An 18,707-nucleotide genomic window follows, 5' to 3' on the forward strand; every position below is an offset into this window, starting at 1 on the left:
CAAATAACAACGGCCCACTTCGGTGGGCCGTTTGCTTTGCAGATTTCTGATGATGGGTAAGCACTGGGCCAACTGACAGATAGCAAAAGACCCAAACCGGGTTTGGGCCTTTTGCGGATGGCGATGCAGGGGAAAACTACTCCCGCTCCTTGTCACGCTCCAGCGCCCGCTCCACCAGCGGCTCGGGCAGACTCTTGGTCACCTCCACCCCCAGCTCGCGGAAACGCTCGACCTGCGCAATCAGGTTGCCACGGCCGTTGACCAGCCGTCCCATTGCCTTGTCGTAGCTCTCCTGCGCCTTGTGCAGGCTGCCGCCCATCTGCTGCATCTCCTCGACAAACAGCCGCAGCTTCTCGTAGAGGCGACCGGCCCGCTCGGCAATCTGGCGGGCATTCTGGTTCTGCCGCTCGTAGCGCCACAGGTTCTCGATGGTACGCAGCGCCACCATCAGGTTGGTGGGGCTCACCAGCAGGATGTTGTTGTCGAGACCGTAACGCACCAGCGAGGGATCGGCCTCCATCGCGGTGAGGAAGGCGGGCTCTACCGCTACGAACATCAACACATAGTCGAGGGTACGCACCCCGGGCAGCTGCTGGTAATCCTTGCGACCCAGCTCGCGGATATGGTTGCGCACCGAGGCGACGTGCTCCTTGAGCGCCACTGCCTTCTCCAGCTCGTCCTCAGCGTTGTACCAGCGCTCGTAGGCGGTCAGCGAGACCTTGGCGTCGATGATGATGTCTTTCTCTTGTGGCAGGTGGACAATCACGTCGGGCTGGTAGCGCTTGCCCTTCTCCACTTCGATATTGACCTGGGTGTGGTACTCGTGACCCTCGCGCAAGCCGCACTCGCTGAGGATCCGTGCCAGCACCACTTCCCCCCAATTGCCCTGCTGCTTGCTGTCACCCTTGAGGGCGCGGGTCAGCGCCGCTGCCTCCTCGGTCATGCGGGCGTTGAGCTCGGCGAGGCGCTCCAGCTCGAACTTGAGGCTGTGGCGCTGGGCCGTCTCCTGGGCGTGAGTCTCCCCTACCTGACGGCGAAAGCCCTCGAGCTGCTCCTTGAGCGGTGTGAGCAACAGATCGAGGCTGTTCTGGTTCAGTTCGCGGAAGTTACCGGAGTTTTGCTCGAAGATCCGGTTGGCAAGGTTCTCGAACTGCTGGCTGAGGCGCTGCTCCGCCTCCTGTTGCAGCTGCAGCTTCTCGGCGGCGGCCAGCCGTTCGCTGCGCAGGGTCGCTTCCGCATCCTTGAGGCGGGCGGTGAGCTTGATCAGCAAGGTCTGCTGCTGCTCCAGCTTCTGCTGGCCCTGCATCCGCTCATCCTGCAACTCGTCGAAGCGATCCTGCAGCGCCTGATAACGCTCCTGCGCCAGCATCAGCTCCTGAGCCTGCGCCGTGGTGGCCCGTCGCCCGATCAGCCAGCCAAGCCCGAGGGCCAGCACGGCGGCGGGCAGCAAGATCCCCCAGAGCCCGGGGTCGATCATTTGCGACTCCGCTGACGCAGGAACAGTTCGAGATAGCGGTTAACCAGGATCCAGATCACCACGTAGATGAGGTAGGCGGCCAGCACCACCCACTTGTGAGTGTTGACGCCGGTGTCGAGCTCGGCGAACTCGATATCCTTAATGCGGCAGTAGGCCCACATCAGCAGGGGAAAGACATAGAGCAGGGACGCACGCCAGAGAAATAGCCACATATGTTTTCATTCAACCACGTAAAAAGACCCGCCTAGCTTACACAAGGGCAACTGCGCTTGCGATCCTGACGGCCGCTATTCTCTGGCCTGCTTCCCGAAACTTCGATAAAATTAACCCCTAATAGGTATCAGGGGCGAGCATGACTCACTATTTCCTCCGTTGGCTGACACAAGGTTGGCAAGCTTCCCGCAAGCCCGCCGTGGTTTGCCATGAAGCGCGCCCGCCATGGGCCATCGAGGAGTCCCAGTACCTCTCCCTCTGCACCCGCTGTGGCGAGTGTTTCAAGGCCTGCCCGCGCGGTCTGCTCAAACCGGCCACCCAGGAGGAGTACGAGGGGAGCCCCATCGCCGGTACCCCGGTACTCGATCTCGCCTGCGGCCAGTGCAGCTACTGCGGCAGCTGCGCCAGAGCCTGTCCCACCGGCGCCCTCGACCTGCAACTGGGCCGTCAGGTGCAGACCCGGGTGCAGATCGAGGAGAGCTGTCAGGCACGGCAGGGCTTCTACTGCCTGCTCTGTGAAGATGCCTGCCCCCAGCAGGCGATCAAGGCCACCGCCGATGGCATCAACGTCAATATGGATGCCTGCAATGGCTGCGGTGCCTGCGGCCTCGCCTGTCTGCACGGCGCCATCACCCTGATCCGCCAGCCGGGCAGTCGTTAAAAACCACCTGTGTACAAAAGCAAAAGGGGCCATCAGGCCCCTTTCACATCTTGTTCGTTATGCCGCGCCCCGTCAGGCCATGGTCACAATAGTCTCTTGCTCGATGCCCAACAGATGGCAGAGACGGTTCGGATCGCGCACCGCATCGGCCAGGGTGTACTCACCCAGCACTTCGAGGAAGGCGTTCATGGCGCGGCGCAGGATGCCCTGAATGCGGCAGCCGCCGGAGAGACGGCAGTTCTCGCGCTTGCAATCGACCGGACAGAGCACATGCTCCATGTCCATCACCACATCCCGCAAATTGATGGAGACCGCCGATCGACCGAGGCGGATACCGCCATGTTTGCCGCGTACCGTCTCGATGTACCCCTTGATGCCAAGCTGGTGCACAATTTTGACCACGTGGTTGCGAGAGATGCCAAAGGTATCGGCCACTTCGGTAATGGTCGACAGACGATCCCCCGGCTGAACCGCCAGGAAGGTCAGGGTACGCAGGGCGTAGTCGGTAAATCGTGTCAGTTGCATGGTCGCACTTGCCTCTTACTACAAGCCAGGAATCAGGACGACAACATTGAGCTAAGAGGCAGGAGACAACCGGTTTGCCTCTGTCCACCAGAGGGGGGCCTGTCTCTTAATCTGAGTTGCGGAGTGACAGGTTAAGAGCAGCACAACCGGGTGTCGATGAAGATGCACATAAATCGACACTTTCTTTGATTGATCGCAAACTTGCCGGGTTAGCCCGGCGTTTACCCGCTTTATGGCGGGTAAATCTCCCGAATAGTCCCCCTCACCAAGCCCCTTCGACCAGCAGTCATATGGCCCGCGAACCGCCCCTCAATCGACCGGCAGAGAGGTGGTTCAGTGGGGCTGTTTCAGCCAGTTTTTCAGCGCGACCGAGGGGATGGAGCTCTCGGAGGCGACGGCAAACGCGCCCCAGTCCACCGCACACTGCAACGCATCCTTGATCGCCATGCCCCGCGCCAATCCGTGTATCAATCCGCCGGCGAAAGCATCTCCCGCCCCCGTGGTATCGACCACCGAGACGGGCCGAGCGGCAACCCGGATCTGCTCATCGCCGTGGATGGCCACTGCGCCCGCCTTTCCTTCGGTCAGCACCAGCCATTCGAGCTGCTCCCCCGCCAGCTGGCGGGCATGCTGCCAGTGGTCGCTCACCTCGCCGAGATCGGAGCGGGAGGCCACCAGCACATGGCAGGGACGGCGCGCTTGGCCGCCCTTGGGATACTGGGCCACCACGAAGCTCTTGCCGAGCATCTGGCGCATGTAGCTGATGATGGCGGTACCGGGATAGTTCACATAGAGGCAATCCACACCCTCCAGCGGCAGATCGCCGGGCAGATCGGGGCGCCGCGGGCGGCGCAGTATGGTGCGCTCGCCGGTGGAGTCCACCAGAATGAGCAGCTCGCCAGTCTCGCCACCAAAGCGCTCCACATGGCTGCAATCCAGCCCGTAACCAGCCGCCTGCTCCAGCAGCCAGTCGCCGGTCTCGTCCAGCCCGATACGGGAAGCGATGGTCACCTCGTGGCCCGCCCACACCAGCCCTATGCCGGTATTGGCGGCACCACCTCCCAGCCTACGACCCTGATCCACATATTGCAGCCGGGCCCCCGCCACCAGAGGTTCGGAGAGGGAGAGCACATGATCACAGTTGAGATTGGCAAGCAGCAGAATGCGGGACATAGAGACCTCGGACGATGGAGATAGCCCAAAAGAGACAGGCTGAACCCCGAGTAGAGCCCAGCCTGACAGAAGAGACAACCGGCAGCGATCGGGAATCCGATCGGGATCAATAGATGGGCAGCTCCACCCCGGCCAGCAGCTCGTCAATGCGCGCCTGACTCGGCTGCTGCATCACGCTCTGAATCACCTCCTTGGTGAGGTGGGGCGAGAAGGAGCTGATGAAGTCATACATGTAGTTCTGAAGCAGGATGCTCTTGCTGAAACAGATCTGCGCCGGGCAGGGCTTGAACAGGTGCTCCAGATTGATGGAGACCAGCCCGGGGCTGTCGGTGTCGTTGGCCACCAGCGAGGAGATGATGCCGATGCCAAAGCCCAGCTCCACATAGCGCTTGATCACTCCGGCATCCATTACCGTCATGTAGTAGCTCGGGGTGAGACCGGCGGCATGGAATACCTCGTCCTGCACCTGCCGACCAGTGGCGCCACTCTCGTAGCTGAGGATGGGGTAGTGGCAGAGCTGCTCCAGGGTCGGCTTCTTCACCTTGGCCAGCGGGTGATCCTGCGGCACCACCAGCGAGAGGGTCCAGAGGTAGGCGGGCAGCGCGATCAGCTCCTTGTCGAAGCCAATCTCGTGGGCAACGATGGAGAAATCGGAGTAACCCTTGCTGATCTGCTCCTTGCTCGCCGACATCACCGGATGGAGGTGGAACGAGATCTTGGGATACTTCTTGGTGAAGTAGGTGACCGACTTGGGCAGCAGGTAGCGGGCGATGGTGTGGGTGGTGTGAATATTGAGGGTGCCCACGGTCGGGTCCAGATACTCGCGGGAGATCGCCTTGATCTTGCTCTCGATGTTGAGCATAGCCTCGGCACACTTGATGATCTCTTCCCCCACCGGCGTGATGCGGTGCAGGTGTTTGCCACGGCGCTCGAAGATCCGCACCCCCAGCTCGCTCTCCAGCAGGCCAATCTGTTTGCTGACCCCCGGCTGACTGGTGAAGAGCGCATCGGAAGCCACGGACACATTGAGGTTGTGGTCCCGGATCGCGATCAAATACTTCAATTGCTGTAGTTTCAAGGCGTCACACTCTCACACTGGTTTGGCTCAGACAGTTTTGGCTCAGGCCGGGACGGCAATCAAGCCAGACAAACAGGCCGCCACATGGGCGGCCAGTGTACCATCCGATCCCGACATCTCAGCGCTTGATCCTTCATTTTGCTACAAAATCTAGCATCCGAAGGGGTGGCTGACAAACCGGGCTCAGGCCGCGCCAGCCCGCAGCGGCAGGATCCCCAGAAACTGCAGCAGCCACTGCATCATGGTCGCCGAATCCACCTCTCCCTCCAGCGAGGAGAGGCTGCTCTGGTAGCGCTCGTCGGGCAACAGGCCACGGCGCCGCTCGATCAGCGCCCGGTTGTACTCCACCGAGAACTCCGGATGCCCCTGAATGGCGACGATGTGATCCCCCTGCAAAAACATGAAGTTGGGACAAAAATCGTTACCCGCCAGTCGGGTTGCCCCCGGCGGCAGCAGGGCCACCTGATCCTGATGGCTCGCCAGAATGCGGATCTGATCCCGCGCCGGCGCCATCCAGGGCTCATCTGCCAGCATGGGATGCACCGATACTCCCAGCCCCCATCCCTTGGTGGACTTCACCACCTCTCCGCCCAGCGCTTGGGCGATCACCTGATGACCGAAGCAGACACCGGCCAGCTTGACGTCGGCATCGTGCGCCTGACGGATCCACGCCCGCAGTGCCTGAATCCAGGGGATATCGCTGTAAGCATCGTGGCGCGAACCTGTGATGAGCCAGGCATCGCACTCGTGCAGATCCTCCGGCAATTCCCCATCAAGAGCCGACCAGACCCGAAATTCCAGCTCGGGGGCCAGGGCCGCAAAGCCCCTGATAAACATCTCGGAGTAAACGGGGCCAAAACGATCCGCCAGATCGGGATCGAGCCGGTCACAATCGAGAATTCCCAATCGCATCTGTTGTTCCTTTACAGAGTTCGCCCCCGCCAATCATTGACCGGCGGGGGCAAGAGGTTAGGCCATGAGCACGCGCCAGCGCGTCACTTCATGGTCGGCATGGAGAACTCGGCACCACTGCGCAGGCTCTGGGGCCAGCGCGCCGTCACCGTCTTCATCCGGGTATAAAAGCGAACCCCGTCCGGCCCGTGCATGTTGAGCGGCCCGAAGATGGAGCGCTTCCAGCCGCCAAAGCTGTGAAACGCCATCGGCACCGGAATGGGAACGTTCACCCCTACCATACCGACCTGCACCCGCGCCGTGAAGTCCCGCGCGGTGTCGCCGTCGCAGGTAAAGATGGCGGTGCCGTTGCCGTACTCGTGCTCGTTGATGAGCCGCAGCGCCGTCTCGTAGTCCGGCACCCGTACGATGGAGAGCACAGGGCCGAAGATCTCCTCGCGATAGATGCGCATCTCCGGCGTCACCTCGTCAAACAGGCAGCCCCCGATAAAGTAACCCTCGTCATGGCTCAGCGTGCGGCCATCGACCCGCAGCGCGGCCCCTTCGGCCACCCCCTGATCCACGTAGCCACGCACCTTGGCCAGATGCTCCTTGCTGATGAGCGGCCCCATCTCGTTCTCCGGGCTCTGGCCCAACCCCGGGCCCACCCGCAGTTTTTCCACCAGCGGCGTCAGCTTGGCTACCAGCGCATCGGCGGTCTCGTCACCCACTACCACGGCCACCGAAATAGCCATGCAGCGCTCACCCGCGGCCCCATAAGCGGCCCCCATCAGGGCGGAGACCGCCTGATCGAGGTCTGCATCCGGCATCACCACCATGTGGTTCTTGGCGCCGCCCAACGCCTGCACCCGTTTGCCGTGGGCCGACGCGGTGGCATAGATGTACTGGGCGATGGGGGTGGAACCGACAAACGACACGGCCCCTACTCGCGGGTCGGTCAGCAGCACATCCACCACCTCCTTGTCACCGTTCACCAGGTTGAGCACGCCGTCAGGCAGACCAGCCTCCTTGAGCAGCTCGGCCATCCGCAGCGAGAGAGAGGGATCCTTCTCGGAGGGTTTGAGAATAAAGGTGTTGCCGCAGGCGATGGCGACCGGGAACATCCAGAGCGGCACCATGGCCGGGAAGTTGAACGGCGTGATACCAGCGCAGACCCCCACCGGCTGCATCATGGAGTAGCTGTCTACCCCGCGACCGACGTTGAGGGAGTGCTCCCCCTTGAGCAGATGGGGAATGCCGCAGGCAAACTCCACCACCTCCAGCCCGCGGGTCAACTCACCCTGCGCATCGGAGAAGACCTTGCCGTGTTCGCGACTGATGAGCTGGGCAAGCTCGTCCCTGTGCTGCTCCATCAACTCCTTGAAGCGGAAAAAGACCCGGGCCCGCACCAACGGCGGGGTTTGCGACCAGTCGGCAAAGGCGCGCTCGGCGATGGCGATCGCCTCCTGACACTCGGCGGCGCTGGAAAGCCCCACGCTCCCCTGCTGCTTGCCGCAGGCGGGATTGAAGATGGCACCCTGGCGCTCGCTGCGACTCTCCTGCGGCTGGCCGTTGATGAAGTTGCTGACCCTGTATGTCATGTATCCTCCGTGATAACTGATGTGGTAAATGCGCTGAGCAAACCAACGCAAAGCCCCGCCAGTGCGGGGCCATCAAATGGGTTAGGGTTGTGCCTGCAGGGCATCCTGCAGCAGGGTGAAGAGATCGTCGATCTGGCTGCGCTCGATGATGAGGGGCGGCGACAGGGCGATGATATCGCCGGTCACCCGGATCAATGCCCCCTTCTCGAAGCAGCGCACGAACACCTCATAGGCGCGCTTGCCCGGCGCATCCGGCATGGACTCCAGCTCGATACCCGCCACCAGCCCGTAGTTGCGCACATCCTTCACATGCTTGCAGCCCTTCAGCGAATGGGCCGCCTCCTCCCAGTAGCCCGCCAGATCGGCGGCGCGGCTGAGCAGGTTCTCGTTGCGATAGATCTCGAGGGTCGCCAGACCCGCAGCCGCAGCCACCGGATGGCCGGAGTAGGTGTAGCCGTGGAACAGCTCGATAGCCCCCTTGCCTGCCGCCATCATGTCGTCATAGATATGCTTCTGCACCAGCACCGCGCCCATGGGGATAGCGCCGTTGGTCAGCCCCTTGGCGCAAGTGATCATGTCGGGGATGACGTCGAACTCCTGTGCGGCGAAGGGGGAGCCGAGGCGACCGAAACCGGTGATCACCTCGTCAAAAATCAGCAGGATGCCGTGCTTGGTGCAGATCTCCCGCAGCCGCTTGAGGTAGCCTTTGGGGGGCATCAGCACGCCAGTACTGCCAGCGATGGGCTCGACGATCACCGCCGCGATATTGCTGGCATCGTGCAGGAAGACGATCTTCTCCAGCTCGTCGGCCAGCGCCACATCCTCCTCGGGCAGCCCTTTGGTGAAGGCGTTCTTGGCGATGTTGAGGGTATGAGGCAGATGATCCACCCCGGTCAGCAGGGAGCCGAACCACTTGCGGTTGCCGGGAATGCCCCCCACCGAGATACCGCCAAAACCAACCCCGTGATAGCCACGCTCGCGGCCAATCAGCCGGGTGCGGGTGCCCTGACCGCGAGCCCGCTGCCAGGCCAGCGCGATTTTGAGCGCGGTATCGACCGACTCGGAACCCGAGTTGGTATAGAAGACGTGGCCAAACCCCTTGGGGGCGATCTCCACCAGCCGGTTGGCCAGCTCGAACGGCAGGGGGTGGCCCATCTGGAATGTGGGGGCAAAATCGAGGTGGGAAATCTGCTGGGAGACCGCCTCGGCAATCTCGCGCCGACCATGGCCCGCGTTGCAACACCAGAGTCCGGCTGTGCCATCCAGTATCTTGCGGCCATCCTCTGAGTGATAATACATCCCCTCTGCCGACTTCAGGATGCGCGGCGCCGCCTTGAACTGCTGGTTGGCGGTGAACGGCATCCAGAAGGCGGACATGTCGGAGGGCGTATTGATGTCGCTGATCGGTTTCATGGTCACCTCATCCTTAAGGTGTTTAGCAACTGTCGGCCAATGCCTATTAAATTAAACACCTGAATCCATAAAAAAGGGCCCGTTATCGCCCTGTCTGGTGCCACCCCTAGCTAGACGCATCAGCAGGGTGGTATAAGATATTTAACACAATTTTAATAATAGTAAACAGTCAAGGAGTGTCTATAGATGGATATCGGTCACCGCCTCAAGGCGGTTCGCACCAAGGCAGCCCTCTCCCAGCGCGAGCTGGCCAAGCGCTCCGGTGTGACCAACGGATTTATCTCCCAGATCGAGAAAAATCAGGTGAGCCCCTCTGTCGCCTCCCTGCGCAAGGTGCTGGAAGGCATCCCCATGTCGCTGGCCAGCTTCTTCACCGAAGAGACTGAAATGGGCACCGAAGTGATCTTCCGCGCCGCCGATATGCCGGATCTCGGCACTCACCCCATCAGCTACCGACTGGTCGGGCACAGCCGTGCCAACCGCGCCATCGGCATGTTGCAGGAGGTGCTGCCACCGGGGGCCGACACTGGCGACGAGATGCTGAGCCACGAGGGTGAAGAGTGCGGCATCGTCATCAAGGGCGAAGTTGAAGTGACCGTGGGCGAGCAGATCTACCTGCTGGGCGCCGGGGATGGCTACTACTTCGACAGCCGCACCCCCCACCGTTTTCGCAATAGCGGCGAGCAGGAGTGCGTGCTGATCTCGGCCAACACCCCCGCCAGTTTCTGACATTCAGACGCGCATCGGCAGGGGAGCAATGTTTAATGAATTGTTACAAGATGGATTTACAAGCGGCTGGATGTTTAGCATATTGATACGCGGAAACTGACTTTTGCCGGTTCAAGGAGTGAACATGAGTGACCTGACCCTGGCCCAGTGGCAACACAAGGCCGCCCATCTGACCCTGCCCTCGCAAGCCTTTATCAACGGCAGCTATCGGGATGCCGTCAATGGCGCCACCTTCGATTGCATCAACCCGGCCAACGGCAAGCTGCTGACCAAGGTGGCAGCCTGCGATGCCGCCGATGCCGAACTGGCGGTACAGGCTGCGCGTGACGCCTTCAACGACAAGCGTTGGAGCGGCCTGCCGCCGAAACAGCGCAAACAGATCATGCAGCGCTTCGCCGAGCTGATGCGCCTCAACAAGGTGGAGCTGGCGCTGCTGGAGTCGCTGGATATGGGCAAACCCATCGGCGATGCCATGGGCTATGACGCTCCGGCCGCCGCCAACTGCATCGCCTGGAACGCCGAAGCGATCGACAAGATCTACGATCAGGTCGCCCCAGTGGAGGAGTCAGCACTGGCACTGGTGACCCGCGAAGCGCTCGGGGTGGTCGCCGCCATAGTGCCCTGGAACTTCCCGCTGGTGATGGCCTGCTGGAAGCTGGGCCCGGCGCTCGCTACCGGCAACTCGGTCATTCTCAAGCCTTCCGAGAAATCCCCCCTGACCGCCCTGCGTATCGCCGGTCTAGCCAAGGAGGCGGGTATTCCGGACGGCGTGTTCAATGTGCTGCCGGGCTTTGGCCACACCGTGGGCGAGGCGCTGGCCATGCACATGGATGTGGACTGCATCACCTTCACCGGCTCCACCAAGATCGGCAAACATCTGGTGGAGTGCTCCGGCAAGTCCAACCTCAAGCGCGCCTTTATGGAGTGCGGCGGCAAGAGCCCCAACATCATACTGGCGGATGCGCCGGATCTGGACGCCGCGGCCAAGAGCGCCGCTGGCGCCATCTTCTACAACCAGGGCGAGGTGTGCACCGCCGCCTCTCGGCTGCTGGTGCAAAACAGCATCAAGCCGCAATTTATGGAGCGACTGCTGGCCCATGCCCGCGAGTGGATCTCGGCCAACCCGCTCGACCCTGCGACCCGTATCGGCGCCATGGTGGATCACATCCAGATGGAGCAGGTGCTGCGCTATATCGAGATTGGCAAGCAGGAGGGAGCCAAGCTGCTGCTGGGCGGCAACCGCACCAATATGGAGAGTGGCGGCTTCTATATCGAACCCACCATCTTCGACGACGTGACCCCGCAGATGCGCATCTTCCGTGAGGAGATATTCGGCCCGGTGCTGGCTGTGACCGGCTTCGATACGCTGGAAGAGGCGATCACGCTGGGCAACGACACCGACTATGGGCTGGCGGCGGCGATCTGGACGGCGGATCTCAACAAGGCGGTCAAGGGCTCCCGCGCCCTACGCGCCGGTACCGTGTTCGTCAACAACTGGGACGGCGGTGACATGACCATGCCATTTGGCGGCTTCAAACAGTCCGGTAACGGTCGCGACAAGTCACTTCATGCGCTGGAGAAGTACACCGAGCTGAAAAGCACCTGGATTCAGCTGGAATAACACGACAAAGCAGCACTATCGGATCAAAAAGGGGGAGAAATCCCCCTTTTGCATTTTTGGCCTTCCATCACCGGGCTCAATCCTTATAATGATAAAAAAGCCAACATGTTAAATATAAAGACAAAAATGCTATTTTTTCTGGGAAGCGTACTTTTTCTGGTGATCGGTTTGCCCCTGCTGTTCTTCGTGCTGGGGCACGGCGAGGCCTACGTGACCTGGGGCCCCTGGATCTCCGCCATCGCCCTGATGTTGTGGCTGTTGATGGATGTCGACAAGATCCGCCGCGGTAAAGGCTGATCGGCCAGCCACACTCCTCTTATTCCTCAAACTTCGTTTATTCGCTTCTTTCCCCGCAAAAGGATCGCTACACTGATTTTTTGCGATGTTTTCCCGCATCCAACGCTTCAGTAAAGGTCATCCGCATGCCGCAACAGATCCAGCGTCAGGGCGTCATCTACGCCCTGTGCGCCTATACCCTTTGGGGCATAGCCCCCATCTATTTCAAGACCATCTCTGCCGTCCCGGCCGCCGAGATCCTGACCCACCGGATGATCTGGTCCTGCGTGCTGCTGATGGTACTGACGCTGGCAGGGCGCCAGTGGCACAAGGTGCAGGCTGTGCTCCGCCAGCCAAAAGTGCTGCTCACCCTGGCGTTTACCTCGGTCACCGTCGGCGGTAACTGGCTGCTGTTTATCTGGGCCATCAACAACGGTCACATGCTGGATGCCAGCCTCGGCTACTACATCAACCCGCTGTTCAACGTGCTGTTGGGAATGGTGTTTCTGAGCGAGAAGCTGCGCCGCCTGCAGTGGTGGGCAGTGGCGCTGGCCTTTGCCGGCGTGGCCATCCAGCTTATCGCCTTTGGCTCCTTGCCCTGGATTGCGCTGGTGCTGGCGTCGAGCTTTGCTATCTATGGGCTGGTGCGCAAAAAACTGGCCCTCGATGCCCTCACCGGTCTGCTGATCGAAACCATGATCATGCTGCCACCAGCGGCCATTTATCTGTGGGGCTTTGCCGACAGCCCTACCAGCCATCTCACCCAGAACGACTGGCACCTCAACCTGCTGCTGATCGCCGCTGGCGCCGTCACCACGGCCCCCCTGCTCTGCTTCACCGCCGCCGCGACCCGGCTCAAGCTCTCCACCCTGGGCTTCTTCCAGTACATAGGCCCCAGCCTGATGTTTATCCTCGCCATCACCCTCTATGGGGAAGCACTGGCGATGGACAAACTGCTCACCTTTGCCTGCATCTGGAGTGCGCTGGTGCTGTTCAGTCTGGATGGGCTGCGCAGCGGTAAAGCCGCGCCAAGCCGGACCTGACCCCTTCGACCCCGGCTCATCTGCCGGGGTTCTTTTTCATGCCACCAGCGGCCTTCAAACTGCGACTTCCCCTTATCCAGAGCCGACTCACCATCGACTGGCCACGGCCGAGTCGCATCATCCTGACAGAGAGCTATGCTATCCATGAACGGAGCCGAATGGAGGCAGCATGCTCAAGCACATTCACAACAGATCCCTGCTTTTTAGCCAAATTCTGGGGGGCATAGTTATTATCACGCTGATCTCTATCAGCTTTTTCGGGCTTTATTCGGTCCGGAGCGCAGCCGACCAGATGGGACAAGGGAAGGACGTGGTAGCTGATATTCTGCCGCCGCCTCTCTACCTCATCGAATCCCAGTTGCAGGTCTACACCCTGCTCCATGCCAAACCGGAGGAGCGGGAGGCCCTGCTGCAAACCCTCACCCGGCTGCAGCAAGAGTTCGAGAGCCGCAACCGCTTCTGGCAAGAGAGCAATCTGAACAATTCCCTCAGGGAGTTGCTGCTGGGGGAACAAAAAGTGCAGGGGGAGCAGTTCTGGCAACTGCTCAACGCCCAGTTTGTCCCCGCCATCAAGGCGGGTGATATTGCAACGGCCACCCATATAGCCACGAAACTTCATGCGATCTATAGCGCCCACCGGCTCGGAGTAGACGCCACCGTCATCAGCGGCAACCAGTATGCCGCCGAACAGATGGCCCATCTCGCCAACACCACCCGGCTCTGTTACGGCCTGCTGTTGTGCGCCGCACTGCTGGGGGCCGGGCTCATCTTCTGGCTGGGACGCCCCACCCTGCAGCGACTGCTGGCCGCCGGCAAGGCCACCGCAGCCATCGCCCAAGGAGAGTTGAATCGCCCCATGCCGGAGCCGGGCCTAGACGCCATCGGCGAGCTGATCCGTCAGATCGGGGCCATGCGTGACCAGCTGGCTACCCTGGTGGAGTCCCTGCAGCGCAACGCCAGTACGCTAGATGATCGCGCCACCAGCCTGACTGCCATGGCACAACGGCACACCGATGACAGTCAGGCACAGGTTGGGGCGGCCCAACATATCGAACAAGCCATCGAGCAGCTCACCCACTCCATTGAACAGGCGGGTAGCCAGCTGCATCAGGTGGGGGAGCAAACCCTCCAATCAGCCAACCGGGCACAAGAGGCAACGCACGCGATTCACACCGTAGAACAAGTGATCGAGGAACAAGCAACGGGTGTGAAGCGGGTCTCCCACACCATTTCGGATCTGGCCGGCCTCTCGCAGCAGATTGCCGGGCTGGCGGGTGCCATTCACGGTATTGCGGAGCAGACCAATCTGCTGGCGCTGAACGCTGCCATTGAAGCGGCACGGGCAGGTGAACAGGGGCGCGGTTTTGCTGTGGTAGCTGATGAAGTACGCTCACTGGCGACCCGCACCGGTAGCGCCACCACCGAGATCAACACCATCATCGGCAAGATCCAGGATGTCAGCCAGCGCGCAGCCAGCGAGATGGATACCGAGCTGACCCGAGTTGAACAGGCTGTCGCCCACGCGATGACGGCACGTCAGAGCGTCGCCCGGATCGCACAGAGCTGCGAGGAGATCAATCAGCGGATCGCTCAGGTCGATCAGTTGATGGACGATGAGACCCGGCTGGTGCAGGGGATCCACCATCAGGTCGGCGAAATGTCGCGGTTGGCGGCCGAGGTCAACCGGAGCGCCAGTCAGGCCGCCGAAGAGGCGACCATCGTCGCCCAGCACGCCCGCATCCTGACCAGGCAGACTCACCACTTCCATCTCGACACCACTCACCATTGATCCTTCGGCGCTGATGAGAGTCAGCGCCCCCTTTTTCTCTGCATTGGTTAAATGGGTAGCATTAGACTCCACGAGGGAATAGGATCCGCCCCTCTAAAAACCAACTGCAAGGATCAACTGACATGAATCGAAAATGGTCGCTCCCCATCGTGGCACTCGCGGGGGGAGCGTTACTCTGGCTCGGCAACACCTTTGGTATGAAATGGGCTTTGATGGCCCTGATCGGATTCGGCTTCGGCTTCACCCTCTCTTTCAGTCGCTTCGGCATCGTCTTCGGTTGGCGCGAAATGCTGACCAAGCGCAACAGCTACTACGTGCGGGTTCACCTGCTCACCATCGCCATCGAAATTCTGCTGTTCACCATATTTCTCTCCTTTAGCCACGCCCTCTTTGGCGATGCCATGGTGGGTAACGTGATGGCTATCGGCATTCCCTTCATCGTCGGAGCCTTCCTGTTCGGCATCGGCATGCAGCTGGCTGGCGTCTGCGCCACCGGCACTCTTTACTGCTGCGGCGAGGGGCAACCCCGCTTCTGGCTGGTGCTGATCTGCTACGGCATCGGCACCCTCATCAGCAACCAGTTCCGCCCCGAACTGGAGGCCACCTTCTCCAGCCATGTGGTGCTGGCCAAGGATTTGACCGGCAATATCTGGAGCGGCATGCTGCTCAACCTGGCTCTGGTCGCTGCGCTGTTCCTGCTGTTTCGCAACAGCGAATTCAAGCGTACCGGCGAACTCAAGCCCCTCTTCAGCGGCGGCAACCTGTTCTGGCGCGATGGCCGCTTCACCGTGCTGACCGGCGGCATCATCATCGCGATACTCAACTCCACTGTCGTTGCCCTGCACGGCTCGGCCTGGACCATCACCGGCGCCGTCTATGACATGGCGTTGCGCGGAGCCTCCCTGTTTGGCCTGTTCGAGGGGAACCCCAAGCTGGCCCAGCCACTCTTCATCAACCCCATGGTCGGCATGTTCTGGCTTGGTATTCTGGGGGCCATGCTGGCGCGCTGTTTGAGCGGTGGCGGCACCTTCGCCCCGATGCGGATCGGCAACAGTCTGGCCTCCATCATTGGCGGCCTGCTGATGGGGATGGGCGCCATGTACGCCGCCTGCAACCTCGGCGGTTTCTTTGATGGCACCGCCTCCGGCAGCCTGCACGGCTGGGTCTGGATGCTGATGGCCCTGGCTGGCAGCCTCATCGGCATCCGCCTGCGCCCGCTGTTCGGGCTCTGAGGCTCGACATCGTAAACACCCCATAAGAAACGGGAGGCCAAGCCTCCCGTTTTTACATTTATCGCTCCCGTCGCTCTGCTTATTGGACAGGCTGGGAAACCCCTTCCAGATGGATTTCCACCCGGCGATCCGGTGCCAGACAGGCAATCAGCTCCTGCTTGGAGCGGCTGGCACAGCTGTTGCCAGTGACAGGGTTGGCCTTGCCACGCCCTTCGACCCGTACCTTGTCGGCATACAAGCCTTTGGATACCAGATAGCTGGCCACACTCTGGGCCCGTTTCTCGGATAGCGCCAGGTTGTAGTTGTCGGAACCGATGCGGTCGGTATAACCGACCACGGTCGCGACGCCATCTTTCGGATTGGCCGCCACAATCTGGCTGAACAGGGCATCGAGCGCCTGATTGGCAGCCGGTTTCAGGGTCGCCTTGTTGAACTCGAACAGCACATCGGAACTCAGACTGAAGGTCTTGGGCTCAACCACGGCTACAGGTGCCGGTTCGGCTGCCGGAGCGGGTGCCGGTGCTGCGACCTCGCCACCTTGCTGACCGAACCGATAGAGCATCCCGAACGAAATCAGGCCGTTATCCATCTCGATACCGGAGCGATCGAGAGACGCATCTCCCAGCGGCGTGGTGTACTGGTACTCCAGACGGGCAGCCCAGTCACGATCGATGGCGTATTCGGCACCCAGCGCCCCGACAAATGCGGCGCCATGCTTCTTGCCGGTCTCGCTGGTATTGGCGAAGCTGATCTCGCTATCCGTCCAGGCATAAGCGCCGCCCAGTCGGCCATAAAGATCGAGCACGTTGGTGGCCGGGAAGCTGATCTTCATGGTGGCCTGAATCATCTGGCTCTTGGCTTCAGTATTGAGAGTATTGGTGCCAGTGCCCGAAGTGGTGTCGTATTTGCCCAGCCAGTCATAACCCAGCTCGAAACCCAGGTTGGGGTTGAGCTGATAACCGGCGAACAGACCCAGACCCAGATCATCCGTGTTCTCGCTGGTATTACCTAACGTCTGGGCAATCGACTCGGCATACTGGTTGTGGTCAACGCCATAGTAATTGGACCAACCGGCCTTGCCACCGACATACCAGGTATTGTCCTGAGCGGCGGCCTGCACGGCGCCGGCCGCCAGCAAACCACTGACCAATACGGCAAGCATGGATTTGTTCATATTTTCGCCTCTGCAATAAGTCGTTATGGGCGCCTGAGTGCGCACTTTCCCTGTGTGAAGCCGTCAGGCGGCCTCTCCGCTATTCAGGGTATCCCATCCGAACGCAGCCTCAAATGACCAAGCCATCAGGAGTGTGAGCTTGCCAGCAATATCCGGCGTAAAAATCACCTGTGTACCTATTCACACTGTTTTGCCAGTTAAACCATGACGTTGCGTCGTACGGAGTGGACCTATCCACACGCAGCAATAGAAAAGGGAGGCATAACGCCTCCCTTGAAGCCCCCCTTGCTCAACTAGCCAGAAACAGCCGATAGGCAGGGTCGTCGCTCACCTCTTTCCAACCGTAGCCAATCTCGTGCAGGTAGTTGTGGAAGGCTGCCACGTCTTCATCCGGCAGCTCGAAGGCGCAGAGCACCCGGCCGTAGTCGGCACCGTGGTTGCGGTAGTGGAACAGGCTGATGTTCCAGCGACAACCGAGGGTCTCGAGGAAGCGCATCAGGGCGCCAGGCTGCTCCGGAAACTTGAAACTGTAGAGCCGTTCGCCGAGGGGCCGGGCTGGGCGGCCGCCAATCATGTAGCGCACATGATTCTTGGCCAGCTCGCTCTCGGTCATGTTGACCACCGGATAGCCGTTGCCACCGAGCTGATCGATGATCTGGCCCAGCTCTTCATCACCTCCGGTGAGGCGCACCGAGACGAACAGCGACGCCTGCTCGGCATCGGCGTAGCGATAGTTGAACTCGGTCACCATGCGGGGTCCCAGCTGACGGCAGAAGTCGAGGAAGGCCCCTTTGCGCTCGGGGATAGTCACCGCCAGCATGCCCTCGCGCTTCTCGCCGATCTCGCAGCGTTCCGACACGTAGCGCAGGCTGTGGAAGTTGACGTTGGCACCGGACAGAATGGCCGCCATCCGCCCCCCTTTGACCTGCTCCCGCTCGCTGTAGGCCTTGAGGCCCGCCAGCGACAGGGCCCCCGACGGCTCGGCGATGGCGCGGCAGTCGTCGAAGATGTCTTTCAACGCGGCGCAGATCTGGTCGTTGGAGACTGTCACCACCTCGTCCAGATACTGGTTGCAGAGGCGGAAGGTCTCCTCGCCGATGCGCTTGACCGCTACACCGTCAGCAAACAGGGAGACGCGCTCCAGATTGACCGGCTCACCGGCCGCCAGCGCGGCCTTGAGGCAGGCGGAGCCCTCCGCCTCCACCCCGATCACCTTCACATCCGGCAGCAGCTGCTTGATATAGACCGCAACCCCGGCGGCCAACCCGCCACCGCCCACCGGCACAAACACGTGGGTGAGGTGGGTATCCTGCTCCAGCAGCTCCTTGCCGATGGTGCCCTGCCCGGCGATCACCTCGACGTCATCAAACGGCGGGATCAGGGTGTAGCCCTCCAGCTCGGCGAGGCGGCGACTCTCGCCGTAGGCCTCATCGAAGCTGTTGCCGAACAGCATGACGTTGCCGCCCTGCCGGCGCACCGCGTCGATCTTGATGTCCGGCGTGGTCTTGGGCATCACGATGATCGCCTTGATACCGAGCTTGGCGGCCGACAGGGCGACCCCCTGCGCGTGGTTGCCAGCAGAAGCGGCGATGACGCCGCGCACCTTCTGCTCCTCGGTCAGGGTGGCGATCTTGTGGTAGGCGCCGCGCAGCTTGAAGGAGTGGACCGGTTGCAGATCCTCCCGCTTCAGGCTGACGTGATTGCCGAGCCGCTCGGAGAGTTTCTTCAGGGTTTGCAAAGGGGTGACCCGCGCCGCCTCATAGACGGGTGAGAGCAGCACCTTGCGTAGATAATCCGCCGCAGAGACCATG

Annotated in this window: 17 protein-coding genes; 7 read left to right on the forward strand and 10 right to left on the reverse strand. The window is 61.2% G+C overall.

Annotation, left to right across the window (positions count from 1 at the left end):
* Nucleotides 1-136: 136 nt before the first annotated feature.
* Nucleotides 137-1,477: a DNA recombination protein RmuC gene (rmuC, locus tag ACTG1P_RS12265; RefSeq protein ID WP_440001388.1), complete on the reverse strand. Its 1,341-nt coding sequence runs from the start codon at nucleotides 1,475-1,477 to the stop codon at nucleotides 137-139.
* Nucleotides 1,474-1,689 carry a hypothetical protein gene (locus ACTG1P_RS12270; RefSeq protein WP_021231493.1) on the reverse strand — a complete coding sequence of 72 codons (216 nt, stop codon included), beginning with the start codon at nucleotides 1,687-1,689 and terminating at the stop codon, nucleotides 1,474-1,476. Before ACTG1P_RS12270 ends, rmuC begins: the two co-directional genes overlap by 4 nt.
* A 140-nt stretch (nucleotides 1,690-1,829) precedes the next feature.
* Between ACTG1P_RS12270 and ACTG1P_RS12275 the strand changes: the two genes are divergently transcribed.
* Nucleotides 1,830-2,351 carry a ferredoxin-type protein NapF gene (locus tag ACTG1P_RS12275; protein ID WP_005339657.1) on the forward strand — a complete coding sequence of 174 codons (522 nt, stop codon included), beginning with the start codon at nucleotides 1,830-1,832 and terminating at the stop codon, nucleotides 2,349-2,351.
* Between the two features lie 72 nt (nucleotides 2,352-2,423).
* Here ACTG1P_RS12275 and ACTG1P_RS12280 read toward each other — a convergent pair whose 3' ends face one another.
* The 6 genes from ACTG1P_RS12280 to ACTG1P_RS12305 all read right to left on the reverse strand — a co-directional run bounded on the left by ACTG1P_RS12280 (nucleotide 2,424) and on the right by ACTG1P_RS12305 (nucleotide 9,032).
* On the reverse strand, nucleotides 2,424-2,876 hold the full coding sequence (locus ACTG1P_RS12280; protein ID WP_005339654.1) for an Rrf2 family transcriptional regulator: 453 nt from the start codon (nucleotides 2,874-2,876) through the stop codon (nucleotides 2,424-2,426).
* 333 nt (nucleotides 2,877-3,209) lie between these two features.
* Entirely contained in the window at nucleotides 3,210-4,049 is an 840-nt protein-coding gene (locus ACTG1P_RS12285) for a PfkB family carbohydrate kinase (protein ID WP_429191534.1), read from the reverse strand.
* Between the two features lie 106 nt (nucleotides 4,050-4,155).
* Nucleotides 4,156-5,127, reverse strand: a complete 972-nt coding sequence (locus tag ACTG1P_RS12290; RefSeq protein WP_005356189.1) for a LysR substrate-binding domain-containing protein — start codon at nucleotides 5,125-5,127, stop codon at nucleotides 4,156-4,158.
* A gap of 183 nt (nucleotides 5,128-5,310) precedes the next feature.
* Entirely contained in the window at nucleotides 5,311-6,039 is a 729-nt protein-coding gene (locus ACTG1P_RS12295) for a glutamine amidotransferase-related protein (RefSeq protein ID WP_005357481.1), read from the reverse strand.
* Nucleotides 6,040-6,122: 83 nt separating this feature from the next.
* Nucleotides 6,123-7,619, reverse strand: a complete 1,497-nt coding sequence (locus ACTG1P_RS12300; RefSeq protein ID WP_440001389.1) for a CoA-acylating methylmalonate-semialdehyde dehydrogenase — start codon at nucleotides 7,617-7,619, stop codon at nucleotides 6,123-6,125.
* Between the two features lie 81 nt (nucleotides 7,620-7,700).
* Nucleotides 7,701-9,032, reverse strand: coding sequence for an aspartate aminotransferase family protein (locus ACTG1P_RS12305; protein WP_064337567.1), 1,332 nt, complete (start codon nucleotides 9,030-9,032; stop codon nucleotides 7,701-7,703).
* Between the two features lie 186 nt (nucleotides 9,033-9,218).
* On the opposite strand from ACTG1P_RS12305, the gene ACTG1P_RS12310 reads away from it, so the two are divergent.
* The 6 genes from ACTG1P_RS12310 to ACTG1P_RS12335 all read left to right on the forward strand — a co-directional run bounded on the left by ACTG1P_RS12310 (nucleotide 9,219) and on the right by ACTG1P_RS12335 (nucleotide 15,722).
* Complete coding sequence (locus ACTG1P_RS12310) at nucleotides 9,219-9,761, forward strand: cupin domain-containing protein (RefSeq protein WP_224969097.1); 543 nt, start codon at nucleotides 9,219-9,221, stop codon at nucleotides 9,759-9,761.
* Between the two features lie 124 nt (nucleotides 9,762-9,885).
* Nucleotides 9,886-11,382 carry an aldehyde dehydrogenase gene (locus ACTG1P_RS12315; protein WP_422840142.1) on the forward strand — a complete coding sequence of 499 codons (1,497 nt, stop codon included), beginning with the start codon at nucleotides 9,886-9,888 and terminating at the stop codon, nucleotides 11,380-11,382.
* 126 nt (nucleotides 11,383-11,508) lie between these two features.
* The gene (locus ACTG1P_RS12320) at nucleotides 11,509-11,679 is read left to right on the forward strand and encodes a hypothetical protein (protein ID WP_005341999.1); all 171 of its coding nucleotides are present in this window, start codon (nucleotides 11,509-11,511) and stop codon (nucleotides 11,677-11,679) included.
* Between the two features lie 125 nt (nucleotides 11,680-11,804).
* A complete protein-coding gene (gene rarD, locus ACTG1P_RS12325; protein WP_219264990.1) occupies nucleotides 11,805-12,701 on the forward strand; it encodes an EamA family transporter RarD in 897 nt (298 codons plus the stop codon).
* Between the two features lie 292 nt (nucleotides 12,702-12,993).
* The gene (locus tag ACTG1P_RS12330) at nucleotides 12,994-14,490 is read left to right on the forward strand and encodes a methyl-accepting chemotaxis protein (protein WP_440001390.1); all 1,497 of its coding nucleotides are present in this window, start codon (nucleotides 12,994-12,996) and stop codon (nucleotides 14,488-14,490) included.
* Between the two features lie 122 nt (nucleotides 14,491-14,612).
* Nucleotides 14,613-15,722: a YeeE/YedE thiosulfate transporter family protein gene (locus ACTG1P_RS12335; protein WP_440001391.1), complete on the forward strand. Its 1,110-nt coding sequence runs from the start codon at nucleotides 14,613-14,615 to the stop codon at nucleotides 15,720-15,722.
* A gap of 79 nt (nucleotides 15,723-15,801) precedes the next feature.
* Here the strand turns inward: ACTG1P_RS12335 and ompA are convergent, their stop codons facing one another.
* The gene (ompA, locus tag ACTG1P_RS12340) at nucleotides 15,802-16,896 is read right to left on the reverse strand and encodes a porin OmpA (protein ID WP_440001392.1); all 1,095 of its coding nucleotides are present in this window, start codon (nucleotides 16,894-16,896) and stop codon (nucleotides 15,802-15,804) included.
* A 289-nt stretch (nucleotides 16,897-17,185) separates the two neighbouring features.
* Nucleotides 17,186-18,706 carry a threonine ammonia-lyase, biosynthetic gene (ilvA, locus tag ACTG1P_RS12345; protein WP_440001393.1) on the reverse strand — a complete coding sequence of 507 codons (1,521 nt, stop codon included), beginning with the start codon at nucleotides 18,704-18,706 and terminating at the stop codon, nucleotides 17,186-17,188.
* Nucleotide 18,707 lies beyond the last annotated feature (1 nt).

The organism is Aeromonas sp. 11P (genome assembly GCF_051920165.1).
GTDB lineage: Bacteria > Pseudomonadota > Gammaproteobacteria > Enterobacterales > Aeromonadaceae > Aeromonas > Aeromonas veronii.